Genomic DNA, 15575 nt, shown 5'->3' with positions numbered 1-15575 from the left:
TTGGCACACACCTACCCCCGGGGATGTGACATGCCACCACGCGTGCTGACCGGCGCCGCCACCCGCGTCCCACCCCCGCGCACCGCCGCGGTCTCCGTGGGGGAGGGGTCGGTGTCCCTGGTGGACCTGCTCACCGGCTGCCTGCGGACGGCCACCGGCCAGGGCGTCCCCGACGACCCCGAGCTGGCCGAGGCGCAACGCGCGTTCCTCGCCGCCGGCCTCGCCGCCCTCGCCCCGCCCGCCGAGGAGCGCCGCTGGGTCCAGGTCGGGCTCTCGCCCGCCGTCGAGCGCAGCGCGCCGCTCTACGCCGCCCTGCACGACTTCGCCACCCGGCTGCTCGACGACGGCCGGGCCACCGCGTTCTTCTTCATGCACAAGCACCCCGGCCTGCGCGTCCGGTTCCAGGCGCCCCCCGGCGGTCGGGACGAGCTGCGCGACGAGGTCCTGCGCTGGGGCCGCGACCTGGCCGCGGGCGGCGCCACCACCGCCGTCGTGCCCGGCGTGTACGAGGTCGAGGCCGGCCTGTTCGGCGGCCGCGCCTCCGCCCGCTACGCCCACGAGCTGTTCACCGCCGACTCCCTGGCCTGGCTGCGCGTGCACCACCGCGGCGGGCGGCGCGAGGTGCCGGTCTGGGCGGTGTCGCTGCCGATGCTCCGCGCCCTGTTCGACGGCCTGGGCGTCGTCGGCTGGGAGGACCGCGACGTGTGGGACCGCGTCCGCTGGGAGGCCGGCAGGCGCCTGCCCGAACCCGCCCGCGGCGAGACCGGGCTCGACGCCGCGGTGCGCGGCATCCGCCACCTGTGGCACGACCAGGACCGGCTGCTCGAATCCCTGCCGGACTGGGCGCGCGAGGTCGTGGCCCGGCACCGGGAACGCGCCGTCGACGTCGGCAGGCGTTGGCGCGCGGAGTTCTTCGACGGCCACGACGGCGGTGTCGGGCCGCGGCACGCGGCCGCGTTCTGCATCGTCTTCCACTGGAACCGGGCGGCGTTGTCCGCCGAGCGCCAGATCCTGCTGGCCGAGGCCCTGGGCACGACGGTGGAGCCGGGTCGTGGGTGAACCGGGTGCGGGGGAGCGGGTGGCGGGGGTGCGGCGAGCGGTGGTTCAGGTCGCGCTGGAGCAGGCAGTGGTTCAGGTGGCGGTGGATCAGGCCGCGGGCGGCGGGCCGGTGCTGCTGCGCCTGGCCGGCCTGCCCGCGAGCCTGTGGGCGGCAGGTGCGTGCCCCCGGCTGTTCACCGCCCTCGCCGACGCGGACGCGGCAGCCGCCGCGTGCCGCGAGCACGGCCGCACCCTCGCCGCACGCCTGGGCGACCGCGTCGTACCCCACCCGGGCGTCACCGACCGCGAACGCCAGGCCGTCCTGCGCGTGCGCCGCGCCGCCCACAACGGCCGCCCCCTGCCCGACGACACCACCATTGCCCTGGCCCGCACCGCCGCCGCCCGCGTCGACCCGCCGTCCGCCATCGGCCTGGACCGCCTGGTCGCCCGCGCCCGCCACCACCGGCAGGCCGAGGACCGCGTGCGCGAGGACCTGGCCGCCGAGCAGCACCGCCTGGCCGGGCTGCCCTGGCGCCTGCTGCGCTCCTCGCCGGTGGGCGGTGCCGCGCTCGCCCACGACGCCGCGGACCTCGTGGCCGACGTCGAACGCCGGCTCGCCGCCGGCGAACCCTGGGACGGCAAGAGGTTGCGCCAACGCGCCGACCACCTGTGGCGCCTGATCGCCCGCGGCACCGCCAAGACCACGCCGCGCAGCTGGTTCGCCCACATCGCCCTGGTCGGCGGCACCGACCTGCCCACCGCCGTCGCGCCCACCGCCGTCGCGCCTGCCACCGTCGCGCCTGCCACCGTCGCGCCTGCCACCGTCGCGCCTGTCGCCCCGCCCGGCGCCGCCCGCCCCACCCCCACCGCCGGCCCGTTCGCCACCCACGAAGTGCCCAACGTGCACACCACCAGGCACGACCCCGCCGCAACCACCCTCGCCCCCACCGGCCTGCACTGGTCCCACGACGGCGACTTCGTCACCTGGGCCCCGCACCCCGACGCCCCGACCCTGCTGCGCGAGATCCGGGTCCGCGACACCCCGGCCCTGCGCGCCGTCCGCACCGCCCTGGCCACCGGCCCCCGACCGCACCACGACCTGGTCACCACCCTGCTCGGCCCCCGCGCCGACGACCCCGCCGCCCGCGCCGCCCTCACCGCCTTCACCGACCACCTGGCCACCCTGGGCGTGCTCCAGCGCTGCCACCGCGTCCCCGAGCGCACCTCCGCCTGGGGCCCGCCCCGCCCCCGCCCCCGCACCGGCGAGGACTTCCTCGACGTCCACCGCCACGTCACCGGCACACCCCCCGCCCCCGACCCGACCGCCGTGCGCACCGCGGTCGACGTGCTGCGCCGCCTGGACGCCCTCATCCGCGCCGACACCCCGCCCCCGCCCACCACCGTCCACGACCTGCTCGACGGCCGCCCCACCCCGCTGCCCGACCTGGTGCGCCGCTTCCTGGCCGAGCGCCCCGACCACCGCCCGGCCGCCACCGACCGCGACACCTGGCCGGTCCCGCACGACCCCGCCTCCGGCTACGCCGAACTGCTGCGCCGCATCGGGCACACCACCGAGATCACCCACGACCTGCTCGACGACGTCGGCGCGCCCCGCCCCACCACCGACTGGCCGGTCGACTGCCTGCTCCGCCCCCTGCCCGGCGACCCGGGGGCGGTGCTGGAGGCCGTCGTGCCCGCCGGGGTCCTCGACGCCCGCTTCGCCCGCGGCCTGGAACTGCTGCACGGCAACGAACCCGCGGCGGTCACCGCGCACCGGGAGTTCCTGCGCGGGTTCGAGCACCGCCGCGGCGGCCGGCTGGTCGAGGTCCTGGTGCCACCGCACAACGCCCGCTCCGCCAACGCGGTGCGCCGCCCCGCCTACACCGACCTGTGGACCGGCGACCCCGACGCCCACCCCTACCTCGGCCGCGACCACCCCGGGCGGTACGTGCCGCTGCACGAGATCACCCTGCGCCGCGACGGCCGCCACGTCGTCGCCGAGGCCCGCGGCGAACGCCTGTGGCCCGTCCACCACGCCACCCGCGCGCCCTTCCCGCCCTGGGACCTCGCCCTGGCCCTGCTCCTGGCCGCCGGCCCCCGCACGCCCGACCGCCACCGGCCCCAGCCCATCGCCGCGTTCCCCGACCGCCGCCACCTGCCGCGCCTGACCGCCGGACCCGTGGTCCTCACCCGGGCCCAGTGGCGCGTCGACCGCGACGAGCTGTGGGCGCCCGACGCCGACGTCGAGACCAGGTTCCGCGCGCTGGGCCGCCTCACCCGCGCCCGCGCCCTGCCCCGCTGGGTGTTCGCCGGCGCCCCCGGTGACCGGCAGGTGCCGGTCGACCTGGCCGGCCTGCCCGCCCTGCGCACCCTCGACCGGCTCCTGACCGCCGACTCCCTCGTCCTCACCGAGATGCTGCCCGATCCCACCGGGTCCCCCGTCGAGGACACCGCCGGCGACCGCCTGGCCTGCCAGCTGCTGCTGCGCCTGCCCGTCGCCGACGCCACCGACCCCCCACCCGTCCGGGTGGGAGCGGCACCAGCGGCCGACGCAACCTGAAAGGGAGACAACGACATGGACCAGGCGATCCTGGAACCGGGTGAGCTGGACGGCCTGATCACCGACCTGGAGGAGCGCATCAGCGAGGTCCGGCTGTCCGACGCGAACCCCATGGCGTTCAGCGAGGACGACTGCAGCGTCGCGCTGTGCTCGCTCATCGCCTTCTGCTACGACAAGGACGCCTCCTGACGACCGCCGCCCCGGGACGTCCCACCCCGCACACCGGCCCCCGCGGCGGCACCACCGACCCCTCACCCGTCCGGGTGGGAACGGCACTAGCGGCCGACCAGATCTGAAGGGAGAACGAGAATGGACCAGGCGATCCTGGAACCGGGCGAGCTGGACAGCCTCATCACCGACCTGGAGGAGCGCATCAGCGAGGTCCGGCTGTCCGACGCGAACCCCATGGCGTTCAGCCAGCACGGCTGCAGCGTCCTCGCGTGCTCGGTCCTCGCGTTCTGCGACGACGACGGCGACTCGTACTGACCGAGCGCGACCGGGTGGGCGGGTCCCCGCGGACCCGCCCACCCGCGCGGAACCCGTGCCGCGCCAGATCCGCACCGCGCCAGATCCACATCGGACGGACACCGCATGGTCCACACCGCCCACCGCGACCCCACCCTGGACGAGCTGACCCACCACGTCCTGCGGGAGTGGGCCGAGCGCGGCGACCCCACCCCCGACCCCGGACCGGTGGTCCTGGCCTCCACCCTGCCCCCCGACGACCCGACCGCCGCCCTGGCCGCCCGGACGTGGCTGAACGGCCTGCGCCACACCGCCAACCCGCGCCCCGGCCTGTTCGGCGGCCTCGCCGGGCACCTGGCCGGCCTCCGCCTGCTCGCCGCGCACCACCCCGCCCTGCACCGGCTCGCCACGCCCATCGCCGGAGCCCTGCGCCGCACCCGACCCCGCGGCACCGGGTTCGGCTTCCCCGACTACGACCTGGTCTCCGGTCCCGCCGGCGTGCTGCTGGCCCACTGCGCCCCCGCCGCCGACCCGGACGAGCTGGCCCCCCACGCCGCCCACCTGGCCGAGCTGTGCGCCCGGGGCGCCGAAGGTCTGCGGTGCACCGCCTACGAGCACCACGACAAGCTGGCCTGGATGCAGGGCAGGATCAACCTCGGCCTGGCCCACGGCGTCCCCGGCGTGGCGGTGGCCCTGGCCGCCGCCGTGCGCGCCGGGACCGGCCAACCCGCCGCGGTCGCCGCGCTGCGCGCCCTGGGCCGCTGGCTGGCCGACCAGGCCCACCACGAACGGGGCGCGATCACCTGGTCGGCCGCCGACGGCACGCCGCCCCGCACGCGCCGGGCGTGGTGCTACGGCGTCCCCGGCGTGGCCTGGGCGCTGTGGGAGACCGGCACCGCCCTCGGCGACCCCGACCTGACCGCACTCGCCGCGGCCGCCGTCAGCTCCCCGGACGACTTCCACTTCACCGGCGACACCCCGGGCGACCGGCTGGCCGTCTGCCACGGCGCGGCCGGCGTCCTGGCCGTCTTCGACGCCTTCACCCGCGCCGGCCTCCCCGGGACCGCCGCCGCGGTGCACCGCCTCCTGGACCACCTGCGGCGGCACCAGGACGAGGTGGCCGAACTCGCCCGCACCGACATGACGCTGCTCAACGGCGCGGCCGGCGTCCTCGCCGCCGCGCGCACCGCCTCGGGCGCACCCCGCGGCTGGCTCCCCCTGCTGGGCCTGCGCTAGGTCCGGCGCGTTCCCACCACGCGGGTGACCAGGTCGCGCCACCCGGCGTCCAGCCGTTCCGGCGGGAACCCCCGCTCGGTCAGCAGGTGGTCGACCAGCGCCGTGTCCAACGTGCCGACCAGCGCGTACGCGGTCAGCTCCGCGTCCACCCCCACGCCGGCCTGCCGCAGCAGCACCGCCACGTGCGTGCGGCGCACCTGGTTCGCCGGGACGGTGAAGCGGCGCCGACCGGGCTCGGCCGCCAGGTACATGTCCAGGTGGGCGCGCTCGTGCCGCACCACCGCGGGCCCGAACGCCAGCAGCCGCTGCACCGGGTCCGCGCCGGGCCCCAGCGGCGGCGGACCGGCCAGGAACGCCTCCTGCAACCGCCGCTCGTGGTGGTCGAGCAGGGCCAGCAGCAGCCCGGTGCGGTCGCCGAAGCGCCGCGACACCGTACCCTTGCCCACCGACGCCGCCGCGGCCACGGCGTCCATGGTCAGGTTCGCCGCGCCGTGCTCGGCCGCCAACCGGGCCGCGGCCTCCAGCAGGCGCGCCCGGTTGCGCGCCGCGTCGGCCCGCAGGCGCGGTTCGCCCTCGCCGGGGACCAGCGGCAGCGGCGTGCGGGACCCCGCGGCGGGCGGCGTGGCGTCGGTCACGTCGGAAGGGTAGCCGGAAGATAACCGGACCACGTCCCGTTTAGCCTGGTGCAACGTCAGTCACCCACGTACCCGGGGGAGTTTTCCCATGCCCGTCCGCATCCTGGCCCTCGTCGGCAGCCTCCGCGCCGGTTCCCACAACCGCCAGCTCGCCGAGACCGCCGTCCGGCTCGCCCCCGAGGGCGTCGAGATCGAGCTGTTCGAGGGACTGGCCGACGTGCCCTTCTACAACGAGGACATCGACCTCGACGGCTCCGCGCCCGAGCACGCCACCCGGCTGCGCGCCGCCGCCACCGGGGCCGACGCGCTGCTGCTGTTCTCCCCGGAGTACAACGGCACCATCCCGGCCGTGCTGAAGAACGCCATCGACTGGCTGTCCCGCCCCTTCGGCGCGGGTGCCCTGAAGGACAAGCCGGTCGCCGTGGTCGGCACCGCGTACGGCCAGTACGGCGGCGTGTGGGCGCAGGACGAGGCGCGCAAGGCGGCGGGCATCGCCGGCGCCACCGTGCTCGGCGACCTCACCCTGTCGATCCCCGGTTCGGTGGTCCGCTTCGCCGAGACCCACCCGGCCGACGACGCCGAGGTCACCGCCCAGCTCACCGAGCTGCTCAACGGCCTGGCCTCCCGCGTCGCCGCGCACACCGCGGCCTGATCGCGCACCCGTGCCCGGGTCGGACCGCACGCGCGGTTCGGGCACGGTCACGTGACCCGGCCGACCACGCACACGGAGGCTCGACAGGCGCCACCTCCGGCCTGACCTGCCGCGCACCCGCGGCCCGGCCGGCTGCGTACTTCGGCTCAGACAGCCGCCCACCCGCGGCCTGAACCGACGCGCACCGCGACCTGAACGACGCCGCGGGCGGGGGAGTACCCTCCGCCCGCGGCGCCGTCCAGCCCGGGGGAGCACCCGTGACCGACCACGACACCCCGCCCCCCGACCTGGCCGCCCGCGCCGTCACCCCCGGCCACCCCGACTACGACCGCCTCCGCTCCACCTACGCCTGGCCCGGCTCACCGGCCCTGCTCCTGCGCCCCACCGACCCCGACCAGGTCGCCCGCGCCCTCACCCACGCCCGCACCCGCCCGCTCCCCCTGGCCATCCGCAGCGGCGGCCACGGCATCAGCGGCCGCGCCACCAACGACGGCGGCATCGTCATCGACCTGACCGCCCTCCACGGCGTCGAAGTCCTCGACCACCGCCTGGTCCGCGTCGGCGCCGGCGCCCGCTGGGGCGACGTGGCCCGCACCCTCGCCCCGCACGGCCTGGCCATCAGCTCCGGCGACTACGGCGACGTCGGCGTCGGCGGCCTGGCCACCAGCGGCGGCCAGGGACTCCTCGCCCGCGCCCACGGCCTGACCGTCGACCGCGTCCGCGCCGCCACCGTCGTGCTCGCCGACGGCCGCACCGTGCGCGCCGACGCCGACCACCACCCCGACCTGTTCTGGGCCCTGCGCGGCGCGGGCGGCAACCTCGGCGTGGTCACCTCCTTCGACATCGAGGCCGTCGAGCTGTCCGACGTCGTCCACGCCGCGTTCACCCACGACGCCACCGACACCGCCGCGTTCCTGCGCGCCTGGGGCGACCTGGTCGAGCACGCACCCCGCGAGCTCACCGCGTTCCTCACCCTCGTCCGCGCCCAGGACCACCGCATCGCCCAGACCAGGGCCGTCTGGGCGGGCGACGACACCGGTGCCGCCGCCGCGGCGCTCCAGCCCTTCCTCGACCTCGCCCCCGTCCACCGCCACCACGCCGACCTGCTGCCGTACGCCGCGATCATGGCCCCCGACCACGCCCGCCACCGGGGCCAGGGCCGCGGGCGCAGCCGCTCCGCCCTGGTCGAGCACCTGGACCCCCGCACCACCGACGTGGTCGCCGACCTGTTCACCGCGGGTCACACCGCCCACCTGGAGGTCCGCGCGGTCGGCGGCGCGGTCAACGACGTCCCCGCCGACGTCCCCGCCTACGCCCACCGCGACCGCAACTTCTCCCTGGCCGCCGTCCTCGACACCGGCCCCGCCGCCTGGGACCGGCTCGACGCCGACGCGATCCACCTCAGCTTCGAGACCCACGACCAGGCCGCCGCCCTGACCAAGGTCTTCCCGCCGGACACCCTGGCCCGCCTGCGCCGCGTCAAGGCCGCCTACGACCCGGACAACGTCTTCCGCCACAACTTCCCGGTCACGCCCTGAGCCCTCGCACCGGCACCCGGTACCAGCGGCGGTGCACCACCGGCTCCACCACCAGCACCCCGACCGCCGCCGCCACGGCCACCGCCCACACCAGCCAGTCGCCCGACCCCGCCGCCGCCCACCCGGCCGCGGCCACCACGACCACCGGCCGGACCAGGGTGAACGGCCCCAGCCCCACCAGCACCACGAACGCGCTCTCCCGCATCGGCAGCAGCCAGTACGCGGGCAGCGCCGCCGCCAGCAGACCCGCGAACGGCAGCAGCACCTGCAACATCCGCACCCCCGCACCGACCAGCCCGTCGTAGCGGGCACCCACGTCCGCGGCGCCCGCCAGGGCCACCAGGGCCGGTACCGCCACCACCCCCAGCCCGGCCGCGCCCACCGCCAACCCCCGACCCGCGGCCACCAGGTGGTAGACCCGCTTGTCGATCCGGGCGTTGCGCCCCGTCGCCGCGCGGAACCCGGCGAAACCGGCGTCCACCAACCACAGCAGCACCAGCACCACCGGAACCGCCACCGCCACCACGCCACCCCCGGTCACGCCGCCGCACCCACCAGCCCGCGCGCCCGTCGCCCCAACCCCTGGCGCACCGCACCGACCAGCTCCGGCCGCACCCCGACCACCGGCCGCATCGCCGCGCAGCACGGGTTGGCGTGCCGCACCGGTTCGAACAGGAACACCTCCAGCCCCTCGGCCCGCGCCGCCGCCGACAGCAGCACCCCGTCACCGTGGGCGCGCCGCGCCGAGGCCACCCCGTCGTGGCGCCCCAGCGGTTCCCGCATCCGCGCCCGGTGGAACAACCACGCACCCAACGGCGCCAACGGCGTCGCGGCGATGTCGTAGTGCACGAACGCCGGCGCCCCGGCCCGGTCCTGGGCCTGGAAGAACCCGGCCAGCCGGTCCGCGGGCAGGTGGTGCAGCAACCCGCTGGACACGTAGACCGCCGGCTCGGCGGGCGCGAACGCGTCACCGCACGCGAACGAGCACGGCAACCGCTCCTCCGCGGCCAACCCGGCCGCCTCGGCCACCAGCGCCCGGTTGAAGTCCACCCCCACCAGCTCCACGTCACCGCCCAGCACCCCCGAGGCGGCCAGGCTGCGCACCAGGTACCCCAGCCCGCACCCCACGTCGACCACCCGCGGCCGCACCCCGGTCGCGCGCACCGCGGCCAGCACCGGCACCAGCAGCTCGGCGAACCGGTCCGCCATGCGCAGCTCCTCGTTGAGCCGCTGCAACTCGGTGTGCACCCGCACCAGCAGCCGGTCCACCGCCACCGGGTCCAGCACCCCGCCGACCACCGGCATCCGCGCCACGATCCGGGCGGCCCGGGCGTCCCCGGCCGCGCGCAACCGGTCGACCACCTCGTCCCGCCGCACCGGCACGCGCTCACCGGTGCCCGGGTCCCACACCGCCACCAGGTCGGAGATCTCCACCACGGTCATGGGCGGAACCGTAGTGCCGCACCGGGGACCGCCACCCCGGAATTCAGCTCAGCACGACCTCGTCCACGAGCACTCCAGCTCCACCACCGCACCGGCATCCGCGCCCGCGACCCGGGCCTGCGGCTGCCCCTGCCCCGCCCGGTCCGAGGCCAACCGCACCGCCACCGCGTCCTCCAGGTCCTTCGGCGCCGCCGACACGTAGTTGTTGGACACCAGCGAGAACACCAACCGGCGGCCGTCGGCCGTGGTCACGTACCCGGCCAGCGCGCTCACCCCGGTCAACGTCCCGGTCTTGGCGCGCACGTTGCCCGCCGCGGCCGTGCCCGCCATCCGGTTGCGCAGCGTGCCGCCCTCCAGCCGGTCCGGCCTCCCGGCCACCGGCAGCGCGCCGTACCAGTCGGCGAACCACGGCTCGGCCCGCGCCGCGCCCAGCAGCGCCACCAGCACCTCCGGCGACACCGCGTCCATCCTGGACAGACCCGACCCGTCGACCAGCCGCGACGCCGTCACGTCCACGCCCAGCCCCGACAGCAGCGACGCCACCGCCCGCAGCCCCGCGGACCAGCTGCCCTCGCCGTGCCACCGCCGCCCCAACGTCTTGACCAGCGCCTCGGCGTGCAGGTTGTTGCTCAGCTTCAAGAACGGCACCAGCAGCTCCCGCAGCGGCATCGACCGGTGCCGCGCCAGCACCCGCGCCGACGCCGGCGTCGCCCGGAACTCCGTCCCGCCGGTGACCACCACCCCGTGGGCCTCCAGCGACCTGCGGAACAACCCCGCCACCAGCGCGGTCGGCCCGTCCACCGCCACCCGCGCGACGTGGTCGCCGGCACCCGGCGCGATCGACCCGTCGACGTGCACCACGTTGGTGCCGTGCGCGCGCTGCACCCGCACCCCGCCGCCGGCGGCCGTGACGGCGGTGTTGCGCACCTCCACCTCCACCGGCGGCTCCACCCGCACCCGCGCCGGACCGCCCTCGGCGCCGGGGGAGACCCGCACCACCACCGACCCGGGCTCGTAGTCGGTGTCCGGCGCGAACGTCAGCGCCGAGGTCTGCGCGTTGTAGGAGTAGGTCTCGTCGTCCCACGCCCACCCCGTGCCCAGCGGCACCTGGTCGAACCACGTGTCGTCGGCCACCAGCGCGCCGCGCACGACCCGCACGCCGCTCGCCGCCAACCGCGCGGCCAGCGCGTCGTAGTCCCCGGCCAGCGCGGTCGGGTCGCCGGTGCCCCGCAGGTACAGGTCGCCCAGCAGCACCGAACCCCGCACCGGCCCGGTCGCCGCCAGGTCGGTGTCCCACCGGTGGTCGGGACCCAGCCCCTCCAGCGCCGCCGCCGCCGTCAGCAGCTTCGCCGTGGACGCCGGCTGGAACCGGGTGCGCCCCGACCGGTCGTAGAGCAGGTCGCCGGTGTCGGCGTCGCGCACCACCAGGCCCACCGCGGCGGAGGTCAGCCGCGGTTCGCCCAGCAGGCGGTCCAGGTCCGCGACCAGCGGGTCACCGGGTTCGGCGGCCGCACCGGCGGCCACCCCCAGGACCAGCGTCAACGACAGCAGCAGGCAGCTCGACCGACTCCTCATCCCGCGATCCTGCCCGGCACCGACCCGCGCGCACCACCGGCGACCGGCGGTTGCGAGGATGGACCCGTGCGGATCAGGGCACTGGGGGAACTGGAGGTCCGCGGACCCGACGGCACCCGCGTCGACCTCGGCGGTCCGATGCTGCGCGCGTTGCTGCTGCGCCTGGCCGTCGACACCGGCCGCGTGGTCACCACCGACCGCCTCGTCGCCGACCTGTGGCCGCACACCGCGCCCGCCGACCCCACCGCGGCCCTCCAGTCGCTGGTCGCCCGGCTGCGCCGCGCCCTGGGCCGCGACGCGATCGGCTCCCACCCCACCGGCTACCGGCTCGACCTGCCACCCGAGCAGGTGGACCTGCACGCGTTCGCCCGCGCCGTCGCCGAGGGCCGGCCGCGCGAGGCCCTGGCCCTGTGGCGGGGCGCGCCCCTGGCCGACGTCGCGGACACCGGGTTCGCCCAGGCCACCCTCGCCCGCCTGGAGGAGCTGCGGCTGAGCGCCGTCGAGGCCCGCCTCGACCTCGACCTCGCCGCGGGCGCCACCCCCGAGCTCGTCGCCGAGATCGAGGAACTGGCCACCGCCACACCCCTGCGCGAGGGCCTGCACGCCCGCCTGATGCGCGCCCTGTGCGCCCGCGGCCGCCACGCCGACGCCCTCGCCGCCCACGAGCGCGCCCGCGCCCTGCTCGCCGACCAGCTCGGCGCCGACCCCGGCCCGGAACTGCGCGAGGCCCACCGGCAGGCCCTGCGCGCACCGACCCGCCGCCCCGGCCTGCCCGCCCGGCTGACCAGCTTCGTCGGCCGGGAGCACGAGCTGGACGAGCTGACCCGCGCCCTCGCCGAGGCCCGCCTGGTCACCGTCACCGGTCCCGGCGGCGCCGGCAAGACCCGGCTGGCCCTCGAAGCCGCCGACCGCACCCCCGCGCCCGACGGGGTCTGGCTGGTCGACCTCGCCCCCGTGCCCGCCGACGACGGCCTGCTGCCCGCCGTGCGCGCCGCCCTGGGCACCACCGACCGCCCCGCCGACTTCCTGGCCGGCCGCACCGCCCTGCTGCTGCTGGACAACTGCGAGCACCTCCTCGACGGCGTCGCCGGCCTCGCCGCCGACCTGCTCGCCCGCTGCCCCCGGCTGCGCGTGCTGGCCACCAGCCGCGAACCCCTCGGCGTCACCGGCGAGGTCCTGCGCCCCCTCGACCCGCTGCCGGGGGCCCAGGCCGTCGCCCTGTTCACCGACCGCGCCCGCGCCGTGCGCCCCGGCTTCACCCCCGACGAGACCACCACCGCGATCTGCCGCGCCCTCGACGGCCTGCCGCTGGCCGTCGAACTCGCCGCCGCCCGCCTGCGCTCCCTCACCCCGGCCCAGCTCACCCACCGCCTCGGCGACCGGCTCGGCCTGCTCGACCGCGGCGTGCGCGGCGCACCGGCCCGCCACCGCACCTTGCGCGCCGTGCTGGACTGGAGCCACGACCTGCTCGACCCCGCCGAGCGCACCCTGCTGGCCCGCCTGTCGGTGTTCGCCGGCGGTGCGACCCTCCGGGCGGTGGAGGACGTCACCGGCGGCACCCTGGACCAGGTGGCGTCCCTGGTCGACAAGTCCCTGGTGGTCGCCACCGACGAGCGGTACCGCCTGCTGGAGACCGTCCGCGAGTACGCCGCGACCCACCTGGAGGACGCCGACCGGGTCCGCGCCCGGCACACCGCCCACTACACCGCCCTGGCCGAGCACGCCGAACCCCGGCTGCGCGGCCCCGAGCAGGCCGTGTGGGTCGACCGGCTGGCCACCGAGCAGGCCAACCTCGACCAGGCCATGTCCGACCGGGCCACGTCACCGCGGCTGTTCACCGCCCGCCTGTGGTACTGGCTGGTGCGCACCGAACTGGCCGAGGCCCGCCGCTGGGCGACCGCCGTCCTCGCCGCCGACCCGTTCCCGGACCCCACCGCGGACCTGGCCCACGACCTGGCCACCGCCCTGCTCGCACCCACCCCCGACCTGCTCGACCGCCTGGCCGCCCGCGAGGAGCCCGCCGCCCTGGCCGTGGCCGTGCTCGCCGACCACACCAACCGCGCCCGCCTCACCGCCGTCGCCGACCGGCTCACCGCCTCCACCGACCCGTGGCGCCGGGCGGCCGGCCACCTGCTGCGCGGCTACGCCACCGCCGAGATCGCCACCGGCGGCGCCGCACCCGCCGAGGAGCACTACACCGCCGCCGCCCAGGGCTTCCGCGACACCGGCGACCACCTCCTGCTGGCCTGCTCGCTGATGTTCCGCTCGGTCCTGCAGGCCGACCGCGGCGCCACCGCCGAGGCGATGGAGTCCCTGTCCGAGGCCATGCGCCACATCAGCACCGTCCCCGCGGTCATGCTCGTCCAGGCCGCCCGCCTGCACGCCCGCGCCGGCGACCTCGACCACGCCCGGCGCGAACTCGAACGCGCCGAGCGGGACGCCGTCCACGACGACGACCCCCTCGCGCTCGCCCGCCTGCACAACGGCCTGGCCGAGATCGCCCGCCTCAGCGGCGACACCGCCACCGCGCTGCGCTGGCACCACAAGGCCATGGCCGTCGACCCCGCCCTCGCCACCACCCAGTTCCTGGCCGGCATGCACGGCAACTACGCCAGGACCCTCACCGAGCTCGGCGACCTCGACCTGGCGGGCCACCACCACGAGCGCGCCGTGGAACTGGCCCGCCGCAGCCAGGACGGCCCCGCGCACGCCGCCGTGCTGGAGGGGCAGGCCGAGTGGCACGTCGCCCGCGGCGACCGCGCCGCCGCCCTGGACCTGCTCGACCAGGCCCGGCGGCTGCGCGGCACCGACAACCCCGGCCTGCGCGCCCGCGTCACCGGGACCAGCGGTCCAGGTACGGGCTGACCTCGTCCGCGGTGTCGGCGAACAACCCGACGTAGCCGTCCGGGCGCACCACCGCCAGCGCGTCGCCCACCACGTCGAAGGCGGGGGCGTAGGTCACCTCGTGGGCACCGGGGAAACGCGCCCGCCCGAAGGCCAGCACCGCGAACCCCGGACCGGTCAGCACCTCGTGCACCCGCCGGTCCCCGCACCACCCGTCCGGCGCCCGGTCACCCGCCCGCACGGTGCCCGGCTTCGCCCGCAGCTCCACCGACAGCGCGCTGCCGCGGTAGTTCACCCCCAGCTGCTTGAGCGCCGGGTCGCTGCGGTCCACGGCGTCGCGACCACCCCGCAGAGCCCGCCGGAACAACGCCGAGCTGATCCCCAGCACCTCGGCCGCCACCGGCAGCCGCTCGTCCTCGTAGGTGTCCAGCACCTCGCCGCCCAGCGCCAGCTTCCAGCCCAGGTTGTAGGCGTCCTGCACGCCCGTGTTCAGCCCCTGGCCGCCGGTCGGGGCGTGCACGTGGGCGGCGTCGCCCGCCAGGAACACCCGCCCCACCCGGTAGCGGTCGACCATGCGCACGTTCGGCCGCCACGAACTCGACCACGTCAGGTCGCCCACCACCAGGTCGTCCCGCCCGGAGGCCCGCGTCAGCAGCTCCTGCAACCCCTCCACCGACGCCTCCTCCAGGTGCGTGGTGGTCACCTGGAACGAGTCGGTGCCCGCCATCGGGCACGCGCCCAGCAGCGGCACGACCGGGTCGTCGGAGGCCCAGAAGTGCCAGTGGTTCCGGTCCAACCCGGAGATCCGCACGTCGGCGATCACCTGCCGGTGCTCCTCGTCGGTCTCGCCCGCGAAGCCGACACCCAGCCCCCGCCGCACGGTGCTGCGCCCCCCGTCCGCGCCCACCAGGTACTCCGCCCGCACCGGCACCCCGTCCAGGTAGGCGGTCACCCCGTCGTCGTCCTGCTCGAACCCGGTCAGCTCCACCCCGGTCTCCACGCGCCCGCCCAGCTCGGCCAACCGCTCGCGCAGGATCAGGCACGTCCGCCACTGCGGCAGCATCAGCCCGTTCGGGTAGGGCACGTCGTCGCGCGGCGGCGACACCTCGCGCATCGGCCGCTCCCACACCACCTCGCGGCCGCGGTAGGCGCGCATGGGCGGGTAGGGGCCGCCGTGCTTGAGGACCTGGTCGATCACGCCCAGGTCGGCGAAGACCTCCAGGGTGCGGGGCTGGAGCCCCTTGCCGCGGGAACCGGCGAAGGTGCCGGGATCGCGGTCCACGACGCGGTGCGCGACGCCCCGGCGGGCCAGGTCGCAGGCGAGGGTGAGGCCGGTCGGGCCGGCTCCGACGATGAGAACTCGGGTATCCATGCCGGACACCCTGGCCGGGGGCGCTGCCAGGGTGCTGCCAGGGCGCTGCCGGCGCGCCGGCAGCGCCCTGGCGCGGCTCGCCGACGGGTCCCGACCCCGCTGGTGTGGGAGGGCGTTCACGCCGGAGGGGCGACCTGCTGTGCCATGATTGCCGGGTTTCAGCGCCGATGGGTCGCGGTGTCGGGGGAGCCGCCACCGGAGGTCGCTCGGGCTGTCC

Annotated in this window: 13 protein-coding genes; 8 read left to right on the top strand and 5 right to left on the bottom strand. The window is 77.1% G+C overall.

Annotated elements, in window-relative coordinates; all coding sequences use genetic code 11:
* Positions 1-30: 30 nt before the first annotated feature.
* The 5 genes from EKG83_RS24970 (at position 31) to EKG83_RS24950 (ending at position 5299) form a co-directional block, all read left to right on the top strand.
* Positions 31-1059: a thiopeptide-type bacteriocin biosynthesis protein gene (locus EKG83_RS24970; protein ID WP_063741447.1), complete on the top strand. Its 1029-nt coding sequence runs from the start codon at positions 31-33 to the stop codon at positions 1057-1059.
* On the top strand, positions 1052-3598 hold the full coding sequence (locus EKG83_RS49120) for a lantibiotic dehydratase (protein ID WP_051766674.1): 2547 nt from the start codon (positions 1052-1054) through the stop codon (positions 3596-3598). The genes EKG83_RS24970 and EKG83_RS49120 overlap by 8 nt, the downstream gene beginning before the upstream one ends.
* A gap of 15 nt (positions 3599-3613) precedes the next feature.
* Positions 3614-3787, top strand: a complete 174-nt coding sequence (locus EKG83_RS24960) for a hypothetical protein (RefSeq protein WP_153278362.1) — start codon at positions 3614-3616, stop codon at positions 3785-3787.
* Positions 3788-3907: 120 nt separating this feature from the next.
* Positions 3908-4084, top strand: coding sequence for a hypothetical protein (locus EKG83_RS24955; RefSeq protein ID WP_153278361.1), 177 nt, complete (start codon positions 3908-3910; stop codon positions 4082-4084).
* Positions 4085-4189: 105 nt separating this feature from the next.
* Entirely contained in the window at positions 4190-5299 is a 1110-nt protein-coding gene (locus EKG83_RS24950) for a lanthionine synthetase LanC family protein (RefSeq protein WP_051766673.1), read from the top strand.
* Here the strand turns inward: EKG83_RS24950 and EKG83_RS24945 are convergent.
* The gene (locus EKG83_RS24945) at positions 5296-5934 is read right to left on the bottom strand and encodes a TetR/AcrR family transcriptional regulator (protein WP_153278360.1); all 639 of its coding nucleotides are present in this window, start codon (positions 5932-5934) and stop codon (positions 5296-5298) included. The genes EKG83_RS24950 and EKG83_RS24945 overlap by 4 nt on opposite strands.
* A gap of 88 nt (positions 5935-6022) precedes the next feature.
* On the opposite strand from EKG83_RS24945, the gene EKG83_RS24940 reads away from it, so the two are divergent.
* On the top strand, positions 6023-6586 hold the full coding sequence (locus tag EKG83_RS24940) for an NAD(P)H-dependent oxidoreductase (RefSeq protein ID WP_033434226.1): 564 nt from the start codon (positions 6023-6025) through the stop codon (positions 6584-6586).
* Positions 6587-6843: 257 nt separating this feature from the next.
* A complete protein-coding gene (locus tag EKG83_RS24935) occupies positions 6844-8124 on the top strand; it encodes an FAD-binding oxidoreductase (protein ID WP_051766672.1) in 1281 nt (426 codons plus the stop codon).
* Here EKG83_RS24935 and EKG83_RS24930 read toward each other — a convergent pair.
* The 3 genes from EKG83_RS24930 to dacB are packed head-to-tail and all read right to left on the bottom strand — an operon-like array spanning position 8114 to position 11142.
* Entirely contained in the window at positions 8114-8665 is a 552-nt protein-coding gene (locus EKG83_RS24930; RefSeq protein ID WP_153278359.1) for an oxidoreductase, read from the bottom strand. The genes EKG83_RS24935 and EKG83_RS24930 overlap by 11 nt on opposite strands.
* A complete protein-coding gene (locus EKG83_RS24925; RefSeq protein WP_033434225.1) occupies positions 8662-9567 on the bottom strand; it encodes a methyltransferase domain-containing protein in 906 nt (301 codons plus the stop codon). The genes EKG83_RS24930 and EKG83_RS24925 overlap by 4 nt, the downstream gene beginning before the upstream one ends.
* A 48-nt stretch (positions 9568-9615) precedes the next feature.
* Positions 9616-11142: a D-alanyl-D-alanine carboxypeptidase/D-alanyl-D-alanine endopeptidase gene (dacB, locus tag EKG83_RS24920; protein ID WP_033434224.1), complete on the bottom strand. Its 1527-nt coding sequence runs from the start codon at positions 11140-11142 to the stop codon at positions 9616-9618.
* 66 nt (positions 11143-11208) lie between these two features.
* Between dacB and EKG83_RS49115 the strand changes: the two genes are divergently transcribed.
* A complete protein-coding gene (locus EKG83_RS49115; protein WP_051766671.1) occupies positions 11209-14007 on the top strand; it encodes a BTAD domain-containing putative transcriptional regulator in 2799 nt (932 codons plus the stop codon).
* Here EKG83_RS49115 and EKG83_RS24910 read toward each other — a convergent pair.
* Positions 13976-15358, bottom strand: a complete 1383-nt coding sequence (locus tag EKG83_RS24910; protein ID WP_033434223.1) for an FAD-dependent monooxygenase — start codon at positions 15356-15358, stop codon at positions 13976-13978. The genes EKG83_RS49115 and EKG83_RS24910 overlap by 32 nt on opposite strands.
* Positions 15359-15575: the final 217 nt, after the last annotated feature.

Origin of the sequence: Saccharothrix syringae (genome assembly GCF_009498035.1) — a bacterium.
GTDB classification, from domain to species: domain Bacteria; phylum Actinomycetota; class Actinomycetes; order Mycobacteriales; family Pseudonocardiaceae; genus Actinosynnema; species Actinosynnema syringae.
The sequence above is the reverse complement of the archived record's forward strand: the minus strand, read 5'-3'. Positions and strand labels throughout refer to the sequence as shown.

Bases quoted from the DNA above. Each gene is read 5' to 3' on its own strand.
- EKG83_RS24970 (WP_063741447.1), top strand. From the start codon at position 31: ATGCCACCACGCGTGCTGACCGGCGCCGCCACCCGCGTCCCACCCCCG.
- EKG83_RS24960 (WP_153278362.1), top strand. From the start codon at position 3,614: ATGGACCAGGCGATCCTGGAACCGGGTGAGCTGGACGGCCTGATCACC.
- EKG83_RS24955 (WP_153278361.1), top strand. From the start codon at position 3,908: ATGGACCAGGCGATCCTGGAACCGGGCGAGCTGGACAGCCTCATCACC.
- EKG83_RS24950 (WP_051766673.1), top strand. From the start codon at position 4,190: ATGGTCCACACCGCCCACCGCGACCCCACCCTGGACGAGCTGACCCAC.
- EKG83_RS24940 (WP_033434226.1), top strand. From the start codon at position 6,023: ATGCCCGTCCGCATCCTGGCCCTCGTCGGCAGCCTCCGCGCCGGTTCC.
- EKG83_RS24925 (WP_033434225.1), bottom strand. From the start codon at position 9,567: ATGACCGTGGTGGAGATCTCCGACCTGGTGGCGGTGTGGGACCCGGGC.
- dacB (WP_033434224.1), bottom strand. From the start codon at position 11,142: ATGAGGAGTCGGTCGAGCTGCCTGCTGCTGTCGTTGACGCTGGTCCTG.
- EKG83_RS24910 (WP_033434223.1), bottom strand. From the start codon at position 15,358: ATGGATACCCGAGTTCTCATCGTCGGAGCCGGCCCGACCGGCCTCACC.